The organism is Allocoleopsis sp. (genome assembly GCF_036703385.1).
Classification (GTDB): domain Bacteria; phylum Cyanobacteriota; class Cyanobacteriia; order Cyanobacteriales; family Coleofasciculaceae; genus Allocoleopsis.
The window spans coordinates 1-19,868 of the sequence record NZ_DATNPA010000725.1; the positions used below are offsets into that span (position 1 = coordinate 1).

At 45.4% G+C, this 19,868-nt stretch carries 17 protein-coding genes and 1 pseudogene; 13 read left to right on the forward strand and 5 right to left on the reverse strand.

Going from position 1 to position 19,868, the window contains the following annotated elements; genetic code table 11:
* The 4 genes and pseudogenes from V6C93_RS34165 to V6C93_RS34180 form a co-directional block, all read right to left on the reverse strand.
* Positions 1 to 246: pseudogene (locus V6C93_RS34165) on the reverse strand (hypothetical protein); the annotation flags it as partial.
* A gap of 16 nt (positions 247 to 262) precedes the next feature.
* Complete coding sequence (locus V6C93_RS34170; protein WP_333481146.1) at positions 263 to 1,171, reverse strand: MoxR family ATPase; 909 nt, start codon at positions 1,169 to 1,171, stop codon at positions 263 to 265.
* 56 nt (positions 1,172 to 1,227) lie between these two features.
* Positions 1,228 to 2,274 carry a bifunctional riboflavin kinase/FAD synthetase gene (locus V6C93_RS34175; RefSeq protein ID WP_333481147.1) on the reverse strand — a complete coding sequence of 349 codons (1,047 nt, stop codon included), beginning with the start codon at positions 2,272 to 2,274 and terminating at the stop codon, positions 1,228 to 1,230.
* Between the two features lie 253 nt (positions 2,275 to 2,527).
* Entirely contained in the window at positions 2,528 to 3,427 is a 900-nt protein-coding gene (locus V6C93_RS34180) for an MBL fold metallo-hydrolase (RefSeq protein ID WP_333481148.1), read from the reverse strand.
* 1,003 nt (positions 3,428 to 4,430) lie between these two features.
* Between V6C93_RS34180 and grxC the strand changes: the two genes are divergently transcribed.
* From grxC to V6C93_RS34240, 12 genes are all read left to right on the forward strand, one after another.
* Positions 4,431 to 4,706: a glutaredoxin 3 gene (gene grxC / locus V6C93_RS34185; protein WP_333481149.1), complete on the forward strand. Its 276-nt coding sequence runs from the start codon at positions 4,431 to 4,433 to the stop codon at positions 4,704 to 4,706.
* A gap of 277 nt (positions 4,707 to 4,983) precedes the next feature.
* Positions 4,984 to 5,952: a glutathione synthase gene (gene gshB, locus V6C93_RS34190; protein ID WP_333481150.1), complete on the forward strand. Its 969-nt coding sequence runs from the start codon at positions 4,984 to 4,986 to the stop codon at positions 5,950 to 5,952.
* Positions 5,953 to 6,350: 398 nt separating this feature from the next.
* Positions 6,351 to 6,599, forward strand: a complete 249-nt coding sequence (locus V6C93_RS34195; protein ID WP_333481151.1) for a hypothetical protein — start codon at positions 6,351 to 6,353, stop codon at positions 6,597 to 6,599.
* Between the two features lie 4 nt (positions 6,600 to 6,603).
* Positions 6,604 to 7,113, forward strand: a complete 510-nt coding sequence (locus V6C93_RS34200) for a hypothetical protein (RefSeq protein WP_333481152.1) — start codon at positions 6,604 to 6,606, stop codon at positions 7,111 to 7,113.
* 47 nt (positions 7,114 to 7,160) lie between these two features.
* A complete protein-coding gene (locus V6C93_RS34205) occupies positions 7,161 to 8,279 on the forward strand; it encodes a DUF1822 family protein (protein WP_333481153.1) in 1,119 nt (372 codons plus the stop codon).
* A gap of 82 nt (positions 8,280 to 8,361) precedes the next feature.
* On the forward strand, positions 8,362 to 10,665 hold the full coding sequence (locus tag V6C93_RS34210; RefSeq protein ID WP_333481154.1) for a substrate-binding domain-containing protein: 2,304 nt from the start codon (positions 8,362 to 8,364) through the stop codon (positions 10,663 to 10,665).
* Positions 10,666 to 10,743: 78 nt separating this feature from the next.
* A complete protein-coding gene (locus V6C93_RS34215; protein ID WP_333481155.1) occupies positions 10,744 to 11,193 on the forward strand; it encodes a hypothetical protein in 450 nt (149 codons plus the stop codon).
* A gap of 72 nt (positions 11,194 to 11,265) precedes the next feature.
* Positions 11,266 to 11,553, forward strand: coding sequence for a hypothetical protein (locus V6C93_RS34220; RefSeq protein ID WP_333481156.1), 288 nt, complete (start codon positions 11,266 to 11,268; stop codon positions 11,551 to 11,553).
* A 55-nt stretch (positions 11,554 to 11,608) separates the two neighbouring features.
* Positions 11,609 to 11,944, forward strand: a complete 336-nt coding sequence (locus tag V6C93_RS34225) for a hypothetical protein (RefSeq protein WP_333481157.1) — start codon at positions 11,609 to 11,611, stop codon at positions 11,942 to 11,944.
* Between the two features lie 8 nt (positions 11,945 to 11,952).
* A complete protein-coding gene (locus V6C93_RS34230) occupies positions 11,953 to 13,518 on the forward strand; it encodes a DUF6745 domain-containing protein (protein ID WP_333481158.1) in 1,566 nt (521 codons plus the stop codon).
* A 148-nt stretch (positions 13,519 to 13,666) separates the two neighbouring features.
* Positions 13,667 to 14,203, forward strand: a complete 537-nt coding sequence (locus tag V6C93_RS34235; RefSeq protein WP_333481159.1) for a glycine-rich domain-containing protein — start codon at positions 13,667 to 13,669, stop codon at positions 14,201 to 14,203.
* A gap of 107 nt (positions 14,204 to 14,310) precedes the next feature.
* Positions 14,311 to 14,439, forward strand: coding sequence for a hypothetical protein (locus V6C93_RS34240; RefSeq protein WP_333481160.1), 129 nt, complete (start codon positions 14,311 to 14,313; stop codon positions 14,437 to 14,439).
* Positions 14,440 to 14,573: 134 nt separating this feature from the next.
* Here the strand turns inward: V6C93_RS34240 and V6C93_RS34245 are convergent, their stop codons facing one another.
* Complete coding sequence (locus V6C93_RS34245; RefSeq protein WP_333481161.1) at positions 14,574 to 15,896, reverse strand: ATP-binding protein; 1,323 nt, start codon at positions 15,894 to 15,896, stop codon at positions 14,574 to 14,576.
* A 290-nt stretch (positions 15,897 to 16,186) separates the two neighbouring features.
* On the opposite strand from V6C93_RS34245, the gene V6C93_RS34250 reads away from it, so the two are divergent.
* Positions 16,187 to 19,868, forward strand: a 3,682-nt coding sequence (locus V6C93_RS34250) for a serine/threonine-protein kinase PknK (RefSeq protein WP_333481162.1), incomplete at its 3' end; no start/stop codon positions are given.

The window sequence follows — 19,868 nt, forward strand, 5'->3', positions numbered from 1 at the left end:
TGCGATCGCCGTTTGGTCGGTGCTGAATGCGATCGCCATTCCCCATCCCAAACAAATACTCCAGACGAGCAGCAAAAACACCAACACGACAGGTGAACGCTCTCGCTTATACCCTTTGGGTTTAGACTTGACACCTTTAACTTTCCCAAACCCCCTACTGGCAAGGCTTAGAAAATCCAAAATCCAAAATCCAAAATCTAAAATGGTATTACGCCCTCGAATTCTAGACCTCACACGCTTTGGCATAATCAAACAATCAATTCTAAGGAATTGGCACCGATCTGAGCAACTGCTCAACAATTGGCTTGGCTCGACGCCCACCGGCTGGAATCAGGCGATGGGCAAGCACATAAGGTGCTAGGAACTTAACATCATCGGGAATTACATAGTCTCGACCTTCAAGGAACGCCAGTGCCTGAGCGGTTCTCTGCAAAGCAACAGTACCGCGAGGACTCACGCCTAACGTGACTTCCTCAGAAGAGCGGGTTGCTCGTACCAAGTTAACAATGTATTTTTGTAGCGTTTTGTCCATTTTCACCCGATGGCAAAGACTCCGTAACTCCAGAACGTCTTCTGCGGAGATACATGGCTCCAGTTCCGAAACCCTCAGGCCGTCTTGATGTCGTTCCAGCATTTGGAGTTCTTCATCTTCAGTGGGATAACCCAAGCTCAAAGACAGCATGAAGCGATCCATTTGGGCTTCTGGCAAGGGGAATGTTCCTTGATACTCAATCGGGTTTTGGGTAGCAATCACAAAAAACGGCTTGGGAACGGCACGAGAAACACCATCCACCGTCACCTGTTGCTCCTCCATCACCTCTAACAAAGCGGATTGGGTGCGGGGTGTCGCCCGATTAATTTCATCCGCCAGCAGCACATTGGCAAAAACGGGGCCTGGGAGAAATTCAAACTCACCACTGCGCTGATTCCAAATATTGGTTCCAGTGATATCAGTAGGCAGAAGGTCAGGAGTGCATTGAATTCGTTGAAACCGACCAGCAATGGAACGAGCCAGCGATTTAGCAAGGAGTGTTTTACCAACACCAGGGACATCTTCTAACAAAGCATGACCACCAGCAAGTAGCGCGACGATTACCAGTCGGATGGAATCCGCTTTGCCGACAATGGTACGCCCCAGGTTTTCTGTCAGCTGCTCAATTCGTTGTCTCACGATCGGTAGATATCTCCCAATGTCCTATTTTGCCTTGTTCCATGCAGCTCCAGCTCCTAGTCCAGGCACCCTAACACAGCTCTTGCTGCTTCACAGTCTGCCTGAATTTGCCGCTTGAGGTCTTCTAGAGAAGCAAATTTTTGTTCGGGTCGCAAAAACTGCTCCAAACTCACCGTTAAGGTCTGTCCATATAGATCTCCTGACCAATCTAACAGGTGAACCTCGACCGTTACACCAATGCCGTTCACGGTGGGGCGATGCCCAATATTCATGACAGCGCAGGGGGAGGAGGCGAGGGAGGGCAGAGTGGGGTGATGGACTCGCACGCAGTAGACACCATGCCGGGGCAAAAACTTTTCTGGAGGGAGTTGGAGGTTAGCCGTCGGAAATCCCAGCTTTCTGCCCAATTGCTGTCCTCTCATCACGACACCTGTAAAGGTATATGGGCGTCCTAGGAGAAGGTTGGCTTTAGAAATATTGCCTTCTTGTAAAGATTGGCGAATGCTTGAACTACTAATGCGTTCTCCCTGGCACATTTGTAACGATACAATGCTGACCTCAACACCATAAGAGGATGCGATCGCTCGTAGTTCAGCTGCCGTTCCAGCACGTCGATGCCCGAAGTGAAAATCTTCACCCACACTCACATGGGTTGCTTGTAAGCGCTGTATCACAATCTTTTCAACAAATTCCTGCGGACTCAAGGAAGCGAGTTCGTGATCGAAGGGCAGGAGTACCAGCTGTTCGACGCCCAGTAGACTGAGCTGTTGAACCTTTTCTGACCTTGTAGTGAGGAGATTCCAGCTTTTACCAGAAAAAAATTCACGGGGATGAGGATGAAACGTCGCCACTGTGCCATAGACAGGATTTGCCCCCAACCGGACTTGACGCTCAAAATTATCCTTCAGGTTTGGCGATCGCAACCCTTCAATCCGACCTTGACCCTCTCCCATCGGTGGTGTCACACCAATGGATTGTGAAGCCCCCGCTTTTTGCAAAATTGGTTGAATAACCTGTCTGTGCCCTCGGTGAACGCCATCAAAGTTTCCCAGGGCAACAGCAGTTGGAGTTAAAACAGTCGCGAAAGAGGAAGTAACCCACACGCTTTACATTTTGACACATTAAGGTTTTAGTGGCTAGTGCCTCACAATACGACGCACAGCTACGCCGGAATTTATTGCCTAACAACTAACCAGCAATGCAACCCACTACTATACTCTATACTGTGACACTTCCACACGCTGTAACGTGGACTTCTAGGCTAAAAGTTCCTGTTTCATAGCCTGTCTACTCAATCTTGCAGAGTTTTTCTCCTATCGAGAAGGGTATGACGACTCATCCATCTGAAGATTAGGATTAAACAGTGATTTTCGCTTCTTCCACAGAAACCATATTACTTGTGGCGGCTCTCCCTAGCTGAATGGTCTGACCTTCACGAGCCATAAAGGTATTGGGAAACTGCTGAGACGCTTGTTCTCCGACATGATCCAGAAAATCATCATTATGCAGAGGGTCATGGTGAAAAATTACCAGTTTTTTCACATTGGCGGCTTTGGCAACCTTGACCGCCTCTTGCCAAGTGGAATGCCCCCAACCCACCTTGCTCGATCCCTTCGAGTGGTATTCTTCATCCGTGTAGGTGGCATCGTAAATCATGACATCGGCATTCCGTGCCAACTGGAGAACATTTTTATCTAAGGTGTCTGGGAAATGTTCCGTGTCTGTAATGTAAGCAGCTGAGTAACCTCGCCAGTTAACACGGTAGCCCACAGCTTCACCAGGATGGTTTAATAGAGCATTTTCAACCGTAATATCTTCGATCTCAACAGTCTCCCCAAGTTCCAAGTCATTGAAATTCAAATCGGCCTGCATGACTCGGATGGGAACTGGAAAATTGGGGTGGAGCATCTGGTCAGTCAGACGCTTCTCAATCGTTGCACCATTAGGTGCAGGCGCTCCATAAATATGGAAACAATTACCCTTGATAAAAGCAGGGATAAAAAAAGGAACTCCCTGAATATGATCCCAGTGGGAGTGGGTAAAAAACATATAAGCCTCTACTGGCATTTGCGAAAGCATTGACTGCCCCAACACTCGCAAACCCGTGCCACCATCAAAAATCAGACGTTTACCTCCGACTCGCATCTCGATGCAAGGCGTGTTGCCGCCATAGCGGACAGTCTCCGGCCCTGGACAGGCGATACTTCCTCTGACGCCCCAAAACTGAATTGTGAATAGATTTTGCGTACTAGACATATTTTTTCCTTGCAGGCTTCTTCAGGCAGTTCATCAGTAAGTTTTACCAGGCTATTGGGGTTGTGCCGGAGCGTGAAGTCTGTTTTCGTTGATACGCTCAAGCTCCATCCAGGTTCTAGTAAAGTTTGGCGGAGTTGGCAAGTGGTGTTTGGCTAGGAGTTGCCCTATGCTCTAAACGAAAGTTGAAAACAGCTTAGCAGAAAGAAGTATTCACCCTGATAGCATTAGCGGTGTTAGGAGCGTCCGTGCTTCATGCCTTAGCGACGAAGCAGAATCCTCTTAACGCGTCGGATCGCTTCGCTAACGCACAAGCGGTCGTGTTGGCCCAACAAGAGGTGAAAGTGTCTAACTTGCGGACGTTAGACAACCAGCGTCTTACCTCTAAATTTCCTTGGTATTTGCTCATAGCGCGGCAGTTGCACAAATCAGCTGAGCCAATCAGCGGAAACATCCCCCGAAGAGGATATCCACAATCTTAATTCCAGTAAGGTTTCTTGTCAGAATTTTCACGCGTGATGCCAATTTATTATGAGAAGTGTGCTGCTTAAATAGCTGGATTCTCACGATACCTGTCATTGTCAAAAGGTTAGCAGTTTTGACTTAAACATGTCTTGCTCTTTATGCAACAACAGCATGTGATTTTGATCACTTGACATAGCGAGAGTCTCGTTAGTAACGAATCCGCTTTAATTGATTCGAGTTTGTGAATACTTCAAAACTCACAAATATGATAAGAGTGCAGTTCCGGTTTAGTCACAAAAATCGTACTTTTAAGCCATGCCAAGCTCTAGTTGACTAATAGTAGTCACTAGATTTAAACCCTTAGAGCTTTTTTGAGGAGATGCGACCAGCCAACATCCTGCGGCGCGATCAAACAGCCGCCCAGTATATGCCTATACATTCATGATAATCAACCTCTGCTGGAATGACCTTGCTGGTTATTTTTTTTGCGACGAACACCGAGCTAAAATTTAAGAAATATTACTTAACAGTTGAGAACACAATGGAACCGAACGTGGAAATCTACACTTGGAGCCGTTGCCCCTTCTGCATCCGTGCTAAAGCCTTGTTAAAGCAAAAGGGCGTTAATTTTACCGAATATTGTATCGATGGGGATGAGGCGGCACGCGCCAAGATGGCTGGGAGGTCACATGGACGCCGTTCTTTGCCGCAGATTTTTATCAATGATCAACACATCGGCGGTTGTGATGATATTTACGATTTGGAATTTCAGGGAAAATTAGATCTCCTGCTACAGGGCGGAGCCGCCGCTAGCTGACGATTTCAACCGCAGTGAACGATGCTCTTGGGAGTGGATTGACCAGAAGTGGCCTACTTTCTCTCGCTCTTCAGTGAAATGGAAAGGGCGTTGGTTGTGATTACTAATATAAGGAGGCAATCACAGAGGTAGAGCCATCTCAAAACATGGTAGCCTTTGCAGGGTGAGCTGAAATTCCCAAAGCCATCGTCAATACCGCAAGTACGATTGGCGCTTGGAGACGGTCACTGGAAGCAACACCCGATGCATTTGTCCGACGAGTTAAAGGATTTCTGGCGTGAAATTTGCGTTCATCATTGACCCGCTCTCAAAGCTCGATCCTGGTCATGATACCAGTGTGGCACTCATGGAAGCCGCACAAGCGTTAGGCCACGAAGTTTGGGCTACTCAGGCTGAAAAGTTGAGTGTTGTGAAGTCTCAAGCATGGGCGCTCTTGGAGGAGGTACAACTCACGCCCGCTAAACTAGTGGAGGGGCGGTGGGTGGTTCGTGAGGACTGGTATGCTGTGTCTGCCTCTGTTTCGCGATCGCTACAGGATATGGATGCTGTCTTTATGCGGACAGACCCACCCGTAACGATTCCTTATCTTTATGCTACCTATATTCTGGACTACATCAATCCCGAAAAAACGCTGGTCATCAATACACCATCGGGAATACGGGCGGCGAATGAAAAAATGTACGCCCTTCAGTTTAAGGACGTGATTCCAGAAACGATTGTTAGCCAGGATATAAAGGTGATCCGGAAATTCGTTGAGGAAAAAGGAGCAGGGGTTCTCAAGCCATTGGGTGGCAAAGCAGGGGAAGGAATTTTATTTCTAGAACCGGGCGATCGCAATTTTAACTCCCTAATCGAAGTGAGTACCCAACGAGGTCGCGAACCCGTAATGGTACAAACGTACCTTCCAGCTGCCAAAGAGGGGGATAAGCGGATTATCCTGCTCAATGGCGAACCCATTGGGGCTGTAAACCGAATTCCCAGCGGCAGCGAATTTCGCGGTAACATGGCAGTCGGTGGTCAAGCTGTGGCTACAGAAATTACGCCGCAAGAGCAGAAAATCTGCGCGACGGTTGGGCCGAAGCTACAGCAAGATGGCTTATATTTTGTCGGCATTGATGTAATCGGCGGCTACCTCACCGAGGTTAATGTTACTAGTCCCACTGGCATTCGCGAAATTGATCGCCTCAATAACGCGCAGCTTGCTAAACAGGTAATCGAGTGGGTAGAACGGGCGAAAAAAGGATAAGGGTTAGTGGTTAGTGGTGAGTAGGAAAAAAGTTATTTCACAATAAAGCTCCTGCTACCGTGCCTGAAACCCTTGTGAATGCTAGATTCATGCCCATTTGAGCTGAAACTATTTTTGTATCTGGGTTTGAAGCCATTTTTGTCTCAGTTTTTGTTTAAGTCCCATTAGCCGGAAGTTCCCCTTTTAGGGGAACTTCCGGCTAGAAAATGGCATTCACTGAGTTCTGAAGGCAATATAGATGCCACTGCATAACCGCTAAGGAGTCAGAACTATAGGTCTATGTCCCTGCGATCCAAGCCCTTCTTTGATTTGTAAAGCTTTATAAAGACTTGGCAGAGATCTAGGTTCTTGCTTCCGATAACCCGTTAGTGACATAGGGGAAGGTTAAACCAGATTATGTGAATAAAACCATGTGCGATAGTGCTCACCTGATTACTCTGCTTGAGAATGCTCTAAAGCAGCCAAAGGAGCGGCGCAACTTATTACAGTATCCAGAAAAACTGCAAGCGATTATGAGAAATATCCCTGCCCGTCGATGGCTCTTTGAGCAAGCTTGCCAAACTCATGACCGAAATCGGGCTATTAAAGCACGGCTATTTATCGTTGAAATCATGCAATACTCCGGTCAAATTTGGAAAGGAGGATAACCTGATGTCACCTGATATCTACGAAGAAGCACTGGCACGAACCTGGCTATGGTTCGGCGAGAATTTCCATCGCTACGACCCGGAACAGGCAAGTTTTGTAACTTGGTTTAACAACAAACTTAAGTGGGTGATTCGAGAGGTCATTCGAGAGCAAGCTGTTGAGCAAGGCAAACGAATACAGCCTCCAAAAAATAGCGACGGTGAGGCGATCGATCTGACCGATTTTTTTCCCGCACCAGCTCTTGATCACTGGGACGAAACGCTCCAGGAGTGGATGGACTTGGTGCAGCAAGATCCAGGTAAACAGTTGCGTAACTGTCGAATGCGCGACTATCCCCAGATTAATTGTCAGACTTTGTTACTGCAAATATTGACAGCGCTGCGCGACTTAGGTGAAGTTTCTTGGGATGAGTTGGCTCAAGGGATGGAAGTTAATAAAACTGCACTTATCAATTTTTGTAGGTCTCGATGCTCATCGTGTTTCAGACAGTTGTTTCTGAATATTTCTGAATAGTTGACATGGGAACTTTTTATCACTAATCGTTTGTTTAACCACAAATCATGACTGATACTATTCCATCTCTAATTCCACTTGCAATCCCGATTCTTGATGCGGAGCGTAGGGAGGCATATGAGGTTTCGACACAGTTTCCACGAGAGCAAGAAGAGCAGCACTATCGGAGTGTGCTTGTCGCGGTGGTGATGCGACGTTGTTTGACACTGTTGGGAATTGATTATTCTGAAGACATCATCCAAAATTGGAGCGAACCCAAATTAGACTTCTATCAACAAGTCAACCAACTTGCTTGTCTGTATATTCCAGAAGTGCAGAAGCATTTGTGGTGTTATCCAATTCATCCGGGCGATCGCCAATGTTTTCTCCCTAAAGGGGATGACAAGAGCCTTGGTATTGTGGTAATAGAGTTAGATAACCCCTATCGAGTCGGGCAGGTTTTGGGGTTTGCGCCAGTGGGGTCAGGGTCAGCGTTGTCAGTGAGCGCTCTCCAACCCCTAGACGCATTGATTGACTGTATAGTAGCGCCGCAACGATCGCCGATTCGGTTGAGCCAATGGTTAGACCATCTCTTTGAATCGGATTGGCAACCGTTGGATACTCTGCTGCAATCTCTGAGACAGCCAATTCTCAACTTTGCGAGCGCATTACCCAGACGAGGTAGCATAAATCCTGAAACAATTCAGCAATGGGTGAATCAGCTCTATCTCCAACAGTCTGCCAATACCCAGTCTGCTCCAGCCAATCTAGAACCCCCAACGGCACTGGCGCAATTAATTCAGACGACTCAAGATGATGAAATTCGTTGGCAAGCGGCAGAGTTGCTTTGGGAGTTAGATCCGCAACATCCGGCGTGTCCGGTCATCAGTTCTAAAGACTTGGGACTGTATCTAGCGGGTGAAGCGATCGCACTGATGGTTGGAATTTTATCTAAATCAGATGGCAAAATGTTAATTTTGCTCCGGGCGTATCCGCTCAAGCAACCCCACCTGCCCGAAGAGCTAAAGCTGATTGTCTTGGATGAAACGGGTAACACTTTGCAAGAACTGGAATCGAGGCAGCGAGATGACTATATGCAGTTCAAAATTACAGCCGATGTGGGCGATCGCTTCAGTGTGCGTGTGGTTTTCAATGAGGCAAGTTTTACAGAAAGCTTTGTCGTTTAGCTTATTGTGTGGTGTGAGCCAGTCGTGGTTTTCTGGCGCATAAATATGTATGTTTAACAATTAACCGTTGCCTCTGTTGTCTATGGTTCAGTCCCCGCCATGCCAAAATGTCGCTGTTGTGCTTCGGATTGGTGAAGGTAGCTTCACTGAAGGGTTTGCTGTAGAGCTACAGATTCTAGAGGACGGTTGCCTGATCGATAAAGATTCAGACTTTCCCCGCTTGGGGGCAGCCCCGGAGATACCGCAGTGTTATCAAGTGTGGAAACCGACTTATGATGCATTAGGTCGGGCAATCGGTAGCCGCGCTATTCAACCTGTGAGCGCACAAGTTACGCATAAGTCTAGCTTGAAGACTTGTCTCGACATGACCAAAGATTTTGAGACAAAAGTCAAAACGTGGTTGAGTAGTTCAACCTTTGGGATGCTGCGCGATCGCATCCAAGCAAACGTGGGGGTCGCGGCTGACCCCTCGGTTCCGATCATTTTGGATTGCGACACGGGTGATCTCGAACAAGACAATCTGCTTCGCAAGCTGCCGTGGCATACCTGGGACTTATTTGATCGGGTTAATCATGCAGAGGTTGTGCTAGGTGCCCGCTTTGCTCGTCATACATTACCGTTGCAGGCTAGAGTCAAGACTCTAGCCATTCTTGGCAGCGATGAAGGTGGACTGAACTTAGAGGAGGATATCAGAGCATTAAAGGAACTCGAACGAAATGGCTCCGAAATTCATATTCGATTGCAACCCGATCGCGAACAATTATCGAAATGCTTGTATCATCAATCCTGCGACATCTTGTTTTTTGCGGGGCATAGTTTCAGTGATGCAGGTTGCCAAACTGGAGCGATTCAACTTCAAAATGGCGTGCCTTTGGCAATAGATGACCTACGAGAGGATTTGAAACAAGCGATTCGCAACGGTTTAAAATTGGTCATTTTCAATTCCTGTGATGGATTGGGCATTGCTCGATTTATTGAACAATTGAGTGTAGCCGCAAAATTGAGAATGCCTGTAATGATTGTGATGCGAGAGCCGGTGCCCGATCGTGTTGCTCGCAAATTCTTGCAATACTTTTTGGAAGAGTTTTCTCAAGGTAAACCGCTTTATCTAGCTGTGCGCAAGGCGCGTAACAGGCTCCATTGGCTGGAGAGCGATAACAAACAACCCTGTCCGGCGGCAACTTGGTTGCCAATCGTTTGTCAAAATCCCAATCAGCCGGAACTTGTTTTCCCCCAGCTTCAGCCTGAGCCAATTACTAGTGAGCTGCAACCCGATGAAAGTCAGCCTAAACTTGAGTCAAAAACTGACCAACCGCCGCAACTGCATCCGCCAGACGCTCTGAAGTTACTGCTCATTGTTGGGTTGGTTGCATTGGGATTCCCATTGGTGAAAGTTGTGCCTCATGTCTATAACTCGATTAAAGACGCCATTCATACACCTGTAGAGCCACCCATACCAACGCTGCCATCTCCAAAAATCTATAACACCCTTGCTGAAGTTCCTGTCCCTACTGTCCCTACTGTCCCTAAAAACAAAGTCTCTTTTCGATACGGAGGGAGTACCACTTGGGCACCCATCCGAGGTTCAGTTGACCTAGCAATTGAACAAACTCTACCGAATTTTCGATTGCAATATGTGAATCCGCCAGAGGGCAGCATCCCTAGCACTGGAATGGGGGTTGAGATGTTGCTCAACGGAGAAATTGACTTCGCCCAAGCATCTCGTCTGCTGAATATAAAGGATATTGACAACGCGCAAAAAAAGGGAATGCGGCTCAAAGCGATTCCAGTTGCCAAGAGTTTCAAAGCGATCGCGGTTCATCCATCGCTCACGCTTAAGAATAAAGGCTTAACAGTGCATCAGATTAGGGAAATTTGCGACGGTAAGATAACGAACTGGAGAGAGGTTGGAGGACCAGATTTGCCAATTCAAGTGTTCACTCGCAAAACTACTGACCTGATAAGAACGCTCGGAGATAAGTGTCGAGGAAAGAATGCTGTGTCCATCTCCACACCGCAAGAGGTAATCCAAAAGTTAGCAGAAACTCCGGGTGGTTTTAATGTCAATACAGCGCCAATCCTGGTGCCACAGTGTTCAATTAAAACCCTGCCTGTAAAGAATGCGTCTGGGAAGTTCGTTGCTCCCTACAAAGAGCCTTTAGTCTCACCCACTGACTGCCGAGTGCAACCAAATCAAGTCCATGTTGAAGTCTTCAAAAGTGGAGAATATCCCAAAGAGCTAAGCGATACACTGTACGTTGTCGTTAAGGAAGATGGTCAGATCGGACAACAAGCGGGTGAAGCCTACGCGAACTTGTTGCTATCAAATGAAGGACAGAAGTTATTGGAAGCAGCAGGGTTTGTCAGCATCCGACAGACAAGATAAAGATTTGTAAACACTTCAGTTAAAGCAACGCCCATATCTCGATAAGCGAGCAGGCGGGCAAACAAGGGAGTTTAACTGATGTCCTATCGGGTAGAAGGAAATGTAGGATATTTGTCTTACGGTTGCTCTTTCAATATCTGGTTTGTTCTTTTGCTAATTGGCTTCTGGATTTTCAGTTATATTCGCAATAATTTATTTGAAGCGAGTCTTGTCAAGGAGATTGGAAACGCGGGAGTCCTTAAAATTTTACCGACTAGTACTGAAAGCTGCAAAATACCTCTTGCTGTAACAGAGGCTAACTTACTTGACTTTAGCATAGCCAAGCAATCTGAAGAGCCTGAAACCAGTATGGAAAATCTAAAAACATCGGGTCGGATTGTTTGCATTGATGAGTCAGCCAAGACAGAAGCAAAACTCATTAGCTCTAATTCCCAATTAATAGCCAATAAAACGGCTATTAAAGTTCTTGTGCTAACCACGAAACTCACAGGAGCAGCGAAGCAAAAACTTGAAGGCCAAGAGTTCTAGACTTTCCAGGATTGTCTTAGGAAGCCGCGATAGAGCGAGTAATCCAAAGAAACATTAGAAGGAAGTAATTCTATGAAATGGATGATGAATAAATCGAAAAGTTCGGCGTTTTTAATCTCTGCTGTGGTGTTAGCTTGTCTCGTTCTTGCTGGCTGCGCTAGCACGCAGCATGAATGGAGTCATTTCAAGAGTAACTGGTTTGGACTCGATCGCAAAATCACACTTTATTCTGCTGATGGTCGCGTGATTCGAGAGTGGCAAGGGAGGTACAACCTAGAAGTCGATAGCAATACTGTCCGATTTATTGAGAATGGCAAAGCTGTGCTTATTTCTGGCACGTTCGTAGTTGAAGAACAGTAAGGAAAAGACTTACCTCAGGTAGAAAACTGCATGAAACGCATTACAGGAGGAACCTATGCAACCCATTCGACAAGGTGACGTAATTTTGAAGTACATTTCACCTGCAAATAACGCGGATGGTCTGCCCAAAAAAATCTTGCATCAACGGAAGGTTTTACCGCACCTGACGCTAGCTGAAGGCGAAGTAACGGGACATCGACATCGAATTGCTGACGGGCAAGCAGAACTCTATGAGGAAAACGGCACCCTCTACCTGCGGGTACTTTCGGAAACAGCTAGGCTCGTCCACGAAGAACACAAAGCTATTGAAGTTCCTCAAGGAATCTGGCAAGTACGAATTCAACGGGAATACGTGGGAACAGAAGAAGTTTTCCGAACGGTTTCAGATTGAGGAATGCGATGCCTAGAATTACTCGCCTCACGGCTAAGCAGGAAGCCTTATTGCAAGTCTATCGTCAAAAATGGATAAACATTGCTCGAAACACTCAACAAATCGACCCTCAAAAAGCAACGAGAACAGTTCATAATTTCTACGCTGCCTTTGCTCAGCCGGAACCTCAAGTTCTTTGTTTCAAAGGCGCTTCTAGCGCATTGGCTGATGCCCTGGCTTACCAATTGAAATGGCGGTGGTTGATTTACGGGCTAGAGTACTTCCTCGGTATTCTATCTCTCCTAAGCTTTATCTTGTTTTTATCTCCACTTTTAGTCCCGTCATTGTTGTTAACTGCGCCTGTCTTGATAATTGCATTAATGGTTGCATTTTTGCAAAAAATTGTACCCAAATCAAAGCCAATTAACCAGCACTGGATATTGACCAGCCTTTTCATCATTTTCGGTTTTGTTTATTTCATCTATTTCATTTGGGTTAGCTCTATTATTGGCGCGAAAGCCTCAGCCCTTGTTTTCCCGATGATACTAAGTGCAGGAGCTGGTGGTTTAGGACTGCTCATTCTAAATTTTGTCTTTCACCGTGCCAGACATTGCTATCAACTAGCGATCAGATGTGTATCCAAGACCTCGAAAAGACAACGGCAGTCTTCTCGTCCACTCGCACTCTATCGTGCATTTGCATCTTGGCAAAAAGATTCAGCACTGTCGTTCGATCGCCGCTCCTTTTGTTTAGGGTGGCTACAGTTTCAGGTGAATGAGATTGGGTATCAAATATCTCCAGAAATTAAGCGGCACCTGTGGTGTGAACTGGTCGGATATCAACAGATAGGTGAAATTCGATTCGCTTATGCAACTCGTGAATGGCTAAAATTTGAGCAGTGGGACTCTACCCGTCAACAGATGTTGAGACAACTGCTCAGCCACAGCAGAAGGGCGAATAGTCGCGAGCAAGTGTTGATGGAGGTTCTGGTTGACCCTGGCTACTTGATGCCTTATTTGTGTTGGTTAGATTTTTGTATTTCTGAACTGGGTTGCCAGCATGACGAACCGAGGTGGCAGGCATTTTGCGAATTGATTCAGGCGTGTGGTTGGGTAATTCCGGGGCGAAATATCTGTTGGGTCTGCGATCGCCCGCTCCGATTATCATTAGACGAGCAATACCGTCTCCACGCTGAAGGAGAACCCGCTGTTGAATTTGCCGACGGCTTCCAGATGTACGCCTATCAGGGCGTAGAACTCCCTCCTCGCTATACTCTAGCGCCTCACAAATGGAAATCATCATGGTTACTTCAAGAACGCAATGCTGAACTGCGTCGAGTCCTAATCCAGGGGATTGGCTATGAACGCATTTGCCGAGAACTCCAAGCAACGCAGCTAGACACTTGGCGAGAGTACACGTTACTTAGAATCAATACACACAGCGATATTGAGCCATTTGCTCTGCTACAAATGACTTGTCCAAGTACCGGACACACTCACATCATTCGAGTTCCTCCTGAGATACAGTTTGCTCGTCAAGCAGTGCGTTGGGTTAATTGGGACATCGATGCTCAAGACTTTGCTGTTGAGACTTAAACCGTTTCACGTTCACCGCAAGAGTTAACGATTGAGCGGAATTATTTTGCAGCCAAATCAAAAGAAAAAGTTTTCTCCAAATACTCAGCTCATTAAAAGCCGAAATTGCTCGGTTTCATCTGTTGTATCAAATCTGAATGTTCAACTTATGTCAGTTATCAAGGAAACTTTGTCTGTACCCGCGTTAGCTTGCGTAGAAAAGCTGAAATCGCTCGATCTATCATCAATTGCAGCTTACTTGATGAATCCCCAAAATGGTTATGGATGGACTAGGCAACGAGCATTCTGTGCAATTAGGCGCTATAAAACGTTCTTGTTTGTCAGTTACCTGTATCCAAAAATCTCTCTTGTACCTACGCAAGATATTGACTATTTATGGCATTGTCACATTTTGCATACGCGAAAGTATCGCCAAGATTGCGAGACGATCTTTGGTTATTTTATCGACCATGAGCCTAACTCTGAGCTTTGGGGTGAGGCAAATGAGCCAATTCTAGATAATGCTTTTGCTCAAACTGAAGCACTCTTATCACAATTTGAGGGATGCTTTGAAGAGTCGGTTTTAGGAGAGGCTAAATTGCCTCAAAGCCTGAATCGGACAAAGTCTCAACTTCAAGAAGGCAATGATGCTAACCATTGGAACTTACACCTCTATCGTAGTGCTTGTGGCAGACCCAACAGATGATTGCTGAGAGTTCGTAGTTGCGTTTGAGCGCTAAAACCATCAAACAAGCTGCCATGTTACCCAACCTGAAAAGAAATGGTATATCTGTTAGAAGACCGAGGCTCGGTTTGGAATTTTCATGGGCTTTGGGAAAACCGAGTTACCGCTATATCTCGGAAAAGGATTTCGCGATCACCCTGCTCGATGAGGTTGACGGATTGCAATTTGTTCGTCGCCGCATGACCGTTGCCTATTAAGGTTACGATGGAACTAAGCTAATCAGCATAAAACATTGCATAGCTTGGACGGGCAGAATGCCCATCCCACAAGAAAAAGGCTGAAACCTAACTCCTAAATTAAATGCACAACAGCTTACTGACCGACTTTCTACTCACAACGTAAATTCAGCAAACTCACTGTTTTCATCCACATCGGAATTTTTGTCAGCACGAGTAGGCTGAAAATTAGAGCCACGAATTAATTCTTTAAACGTGATTTGTGGGTTTTGTTGGAGAATATTTAAAACACTGATGAAGTCCCTTACTACTTCGCGGGGAGTTGAGAGTTTATCTGCTCCCAAACGGTTGGCTACTTCTTTCTTAAACTCCTCTACTTCACGGGCTGAGAGTGCTTTTTTCGAGTTGTAATGGATAGCATGAACTTCAGCTAAGCGCTGCAAAAGCTTAGAGAGTTCTTCGGAAGTCAAAGGTTCCAGTTGGATGACAGGTGCGGAAGTATCTTGCAAACCTTCCTTGAGAAAACGGCTTTTTGCTAAGCGAGTCCTCCAGGATTCATCACTGTGCAGTCCCCGACGAGAATCTTCTATAAACTGAGGTGTGCCGCCGATAAGGATACCCAGGTGTTCAGCCTTACCCTGCATAGCATCATTAAACATCGCTAAAAGCTTGTCGTAGTTGCTTTGGCGAGAAGAGGTGTGGTTAATTTTGTATAAATGAATGGCTTCATCTAGCAGAATTAAAAGCCCTTTGTAGCCAATATCAGAAACGAATTGGGCAAATAGTTTGAGATAGTCATACCAGGTATCGTCATCAATAATCACGCGCACGCCCAGGGCTGATTTAGCTTCAGTTTTGGTGGCAAATTCACCCCGTAACCAACGCAGTGCAGCGTCCTTCTTATCGTTGTTGTCCTCACGGTAGCTTCGCCAATAGGCAATAATAACATTGGCAAAGTCGAAGCCATGCACCAAGCCTTCTAAATTATCCACGACTTCCCGAATTTTTAATTCAACTTGCTCGTCAAAACCCTCGTCATGAGGACGCTTTCCCGTTTCTTGGGCGACTTGGCTGAGAATACTACTAATCCATTTTTCCAGAATCAGCGCGATCGCACCTCCATTTGGATTCGTTCTGGTGGCAATATTCCCCATTAATTCCCGATAGGTTGCTACAGCATGATTTTTACTTCCGGCAAGGCGGCGTTCTGGTGATAAATCCGCATCCGCAACGACAAAGCCCTGTTCCATTGCCTGGTTACGAAGCAACTGGAGCAAAAAGCTTTTTCCTGAACCATAACGTCCTATAACAAAGCGGAAGGCAGCACCCCCTTCACTGATGTTGTCCAAATCTTGGGAGAGGGCGGCAATTTCTTTTTCTCTGCCCACTGCAATATGCTCTAAACCCACTCTCGGTACAACACCCGCCGCCAAGGCATTGATTAGGGCAGTTGAGACTCGTTTTGGAATTTTCTGCATTATCTCTCCTCAAGTTACCAGCTCTCTCAGTGCAAGAAGGCTCCAAGGCAGGAGGCTCCAAGGCAGGAGGAATATTGCTGATACAGTCAGCTTTTTCACCTTTGTCAACTGGATAGTTATTTCCCCCACGCTGCACTCAGTCTATCTGCCGTTTCAGATATTTCAGATATTATAGATAGCTATCAAAAGAACGATTTCTAAAGAGCAGTCGCCCCAGAATTATCAAATCTGTTTTAACGATTTCCTAAGAAATTCATCTTGCAAACCCTATTGGCACCCCTCTTCTAACTATGATTACAATTCCTGGTTACCGCATCACCCAACAGCTCTACTCAGGTTCCAGAACCCAAGTTTATCGCGGAATTTCTGAATCAGAGCAAAAACCTGTGGTCATCAAACTGCTCAAGAGTGAATATCCGACATTCAATGAACTGGTGCAGTTCCGCAATCAGTATACCATTGCCAAAAATCTCGATTTACCAGGAGTAGTTAAGCATCTGAGCCTGGAAAACTATGGAAATGGTTTTGCCTTAGTGATGGAGGACAATGGCTGTGTTTCCCTCGCGGAATATACCACCCATGAAGGGGCGGTAGGAACCGAAGGTTGTTCACCGAATGCTTTGCCCTTACCGCTAGATGAATTTCTCCCCATTGCCATCCAGATTGTCCAAACTTTAGAAGGACTTTATCACAATCGGATCATTCATAAAGATATTAAGCCCCAAAATATTCTGATTAACCCTGAAACGAAGCAGGTAAGGCTCATTGACTTCAGTATCTCCTCCCTATTACCTAGAGAGAATCAGGAAATTGCTAACCCTAACGTGTTGGAAGGGACGCTTGCCTACATGTCCCCGGAACAAACCGGACGCATGAATCGGGGAATTGACTACCGCACTGACTATTACTCGTTGGGGGTGACGTTCTACGAACTGCTCACCGGACAACTCCCTTTTCAGTGGGATGACGCAATGGAGTTAGTGCACTGCCATATTGCCAGGATGCCGACTCCTCCCATCCAAGTCAATCTTGTCATCCCCCAAGTGTTGAATGACATTGTAATGAAATTGATGGCGAAAACAGCAGAGGAGCGCTATCAGACCGCGTTTGGGTTGCGATATGACTTGGAGAAGTGTTTACAGCAATACTTAGCTACAGGCAGTAACGCTGCTTTTAAGTTAGGCGAACGAGACATCTGCGATCGCTTCGTGATTCCAGAAAAACTTTACGGCAGAGAAACAGAAGTGGCAACCCTTTTAGCTGCCTTTGACCGAGTGAGTGCAGGCACTACGGAAATCATGCTCGTGGCTGGCTTTTCTGGGATTGGAAAAACTGCTGTAGTTTCGGAAGTCCACAAACCTATTGTCCGGCAACGGGGTTACTTTATCAAAGGGAAATTTGACCAGTTCAAGCGCGATATTCCCTTTTCAGCTTGGGTGCAGGCATTCCAGAATTTGATAGGGCAATTGCTGAGTGAAAGTGCTACTTCTGTACAGAGGTGGAAAACCAAAATATCGAAAGTCTTAGGTGAGAACGGTCAAGTCATTATCGATGTCATCCCAGAATTAGAGCTTTTGATTGGCAAGCAGCCAGACGTGCCAGAACTGGAGGGGAGTGCTGCCCAAAATCGTTTCAATCTGCTCTTTGAGAAGTTTATCCGAGTCTTCGCAACTCAAGAGCATCCTCTAGTCATTTTTTTGGATGATTTGCAGTGGGCAGATTCAGCGTCTCTGAAGTTGATGCAAGTACTCCTGAGTGAATCTTCTGGGCACTATCTGTTGCTAATCGGAGCATATCGAGATAATGAAGTTTTTCCAACACATCCTTTTATACTCACGCTGGATGAGATTCGTAAAGCCAGGGCGACAGTTAACCAAATTACCCTAGCTCCTCTAGACCAAGCTTCCCTAAACTGTCTGATTGCTGATACCTTGTGTTGTTCCCTCCAAAGGGCAGTTCCATTAACAGAATTGGTGTTCACCAAAACCAAAGGTAATCCATTTTTTGCAACTCAATTTCTCAAATCTCTACATGAAGATGGGCTAATCTTGTTTGACTTTAGTTGCCACTTTTGGCAGTGCGATATTGCCCAAGTCAGGGCGCTGGCATTGACCGATGATGTGGTCGAGTTTATGGCACTTCAGTTACAAAAGTTGCCAGAGCCTACTCAGGAGGTTTTGAAATTAGCTGCCTGTATTGGCAACCAATTTGACTTAGCAACTCTCTCCATTGTGCATGAAAAATCTCAGGCAGAAACAGCGAATGACCTATGGAGAGCTTTGCAAGAAGGCATCGCTATTCCTATCAGTGAGGTTTACAAATTTTTTCAAGCACAAAATAATGAGTTTTCATTTATTACTAAGGCTGAAAAGTCAGTCCAATTACCCATTTACAATTTTTTGCATGATCGAGTGCAACAAGCTGCTTATTTTTTGATTCCAGAAGATCAAAAGCAGGCAACCCACCTGAAAATTGGGCAACTGCTGTTGAAAAATACTCCCGCAGTCGAACGGGAAGAGAAAATTTTTGCTATTGTCAATCAGTTGAATTATGGAGTGGAATTAATCACCCATCCAACTGAGCGAGATGAGCTAGCACAGTTGAATTTGATTGCTGGACGTAAAGCTGTAGGTTCTACAGCTTATGCTTCTGCTATCAGGTATTTAACCGTGGGAATGGAACTACTAACAGCAGATTGTTGGCAGAACCAGTACAATTTAACGCTAGCAATTTATGAATCAGCAACAGCAGCCGCGTACCTGAAGACTGACTTCGAGCAGATGGAAAAATGGGCAGCAGTTGTCCTACAACAAGCACAAACCATTCTGGACAAAGTGAAAGTTTATGAGCTCAAAATCCAGACTTACATGGCAGAGGGAAAACAACTCAAAGCAGTCAAGCTTGGGTTACAAGTTCTGAAGCTACTCGGTGTAACTTTACCAGAGTCACCTACCCCGTCGGATATTCAGTCTGGACTGGAGGAAACAGCAGCTACATTAACTGGGAAAGCCATTAATGATTTGATTAATTTACCTCCGATGATAGATGCTGAAAAGCTGGCAGCTATGAGAATTTTATCGAGTTTGTTTTCTGCTAGTTTTATAGCTGCACCTACACTGTTACCGCTAATTCCATGCCAACAGGTTAATTTATCTGTTGCCTATGGAAATTGTCCTTTTTCAGCCTTTGGCTATGCCAATTATGGAGTGATTTTGAATGGGGTATTACAAGAGATAGACTCTTCTTATCAATTCGGACAATTGGCTTTAAATTTAGTAGAACGTTTGAATGCTAAAGAAATTAAGTGTAAAACCGTCGATCAGGTTGCTGCATTTACAATACATGGAAAAGCGCACCTCAGAGAAACCTTTACTCTTTTACAGGAATCTTATCAAAGCGGCATAGAAAACGGGGATTTAGAATTTGCTGGTTATGCAGCAATGAATAAGTGTCAATATTCATATTTTTGCGGTTTGGAACTAACAGCACTTGAATCCGAAATAACAACCTATAGTCAGGCTTTAGCTCGAATCGGACAACAAGCATCGTTTAATTATAATCAAATTTCTCTGCAATCAGTTCTTAACTTAATTGGAAAGACGGAAAATCCTTGCCTTTTGCAAGGTGAAGCTTGCCATAAGGAGCAGCTACTACCAATACTTATTGCTGCCAATGACAGATTTGGAATATTTAAGTTATATTTGCACGAGACAATCCTTTGTTATCTGTTTTACGATTATCATCGAGCTTGGAAAAATGCTGTTAAAGCAGCACAGTATTTAGACGGAGCAACAGGTTTTTTTAATGCATTTATATTCAATTTATATGACTCATTGTCAGCTATATCAAGGTATCCTGATGTAGATAAAAGAGAGCAAAAAACTATACTCGAAAAGGTTCAAAATAATCAAAAAAATCTTAAAAAATGGGCGGATCATGCTCCGATGAATTATCTGCACAAATTTTATCTGG

What these genes read in the sequence shown, in the direction of transcription:
- V6C93_RS34180 (WP_333481148.1), bottom strand. Translation starts at nt 3,427, where the DNA reads ATGTCTAGTACGCAAAATCTATTCACAATTCAGTTTTGGGGCGTCAGA.
- grxC (WP_333481149.1), top strand. Translation starts at nt 4,431, where the DNA reads ATGGAACCGAACGTGGAAATCTACACTTGGAGCCGTTGCCCCTTCTGC.
- V6C93_RS34200 (WP_333481152.1), top strand. Translation starts at nt 6,604, where the DNA reads ATGTCACCTGATATCTACGAAGAAGCACTGGCACGAACCTGGCTATGG.
- V6C93_RS34205 (WP_333481153.1), top strand. Translation starts at nt 7,161, where the DNA reads ATGACTGATACTATTCCATCTCTAATTCCACTTGCAATCCCGATTCTT.
- V6C93_RS34210 (WP_333481154.1), top strand. Translation starts at nt 8,362, where the DNA reads ATGGTTCAGTCCCCGCCATGCCAAAATGTCGCTGTTGTGCTTCGGATT.
- V6C93_RS34215 (WP_333481155.1), top strand. Translation starts at nt 10,744, where the DNA reads ATGTCCTATCGGGTAGAAGGAAATGTAGGATATTTGTCTTACGGTTGC.
- V6C93_RS34220 (WP_333481156.1), top strand. Translation starts at nt 11,266, where the DNA reads ATGAAATGGATGATGAATAAATCGAAAAGTTCGGCGTTTTTAATCTCT.
- V6C93_RS34225 (WP_333481157.1), top strand. Translation starts at nt 11,609, where the DNA reads ATGCAACCCATTCGACAAGGTGACGTAATTTTGAAGTACATTTCACCT.
- V6C93_RS34230 (WP_333481158.1), top strand. Translation starts at nt 11,953, where the DNA reads ATGCCTAGAATTACTCGCCTCACGGCTAAGCAGGAAGCCTTATTGCAA.
- V6C93_RS34235 (WP_333481159.1), top strand. Translation starts at nt 13,667, where the DNA reads ATGTCAGTTATCAAGGAAACTTTGTCTGTACCCGCGTTAGCTTGCGTA.
- V6C93_RS34245 (WP_333481161.1), bottom strand. Translation starts at nt 15,896, where the DNA reads ATGCAGAAAATTCCAAAACGAGTCTCAACTGCCCTAATCAATGCCTTG.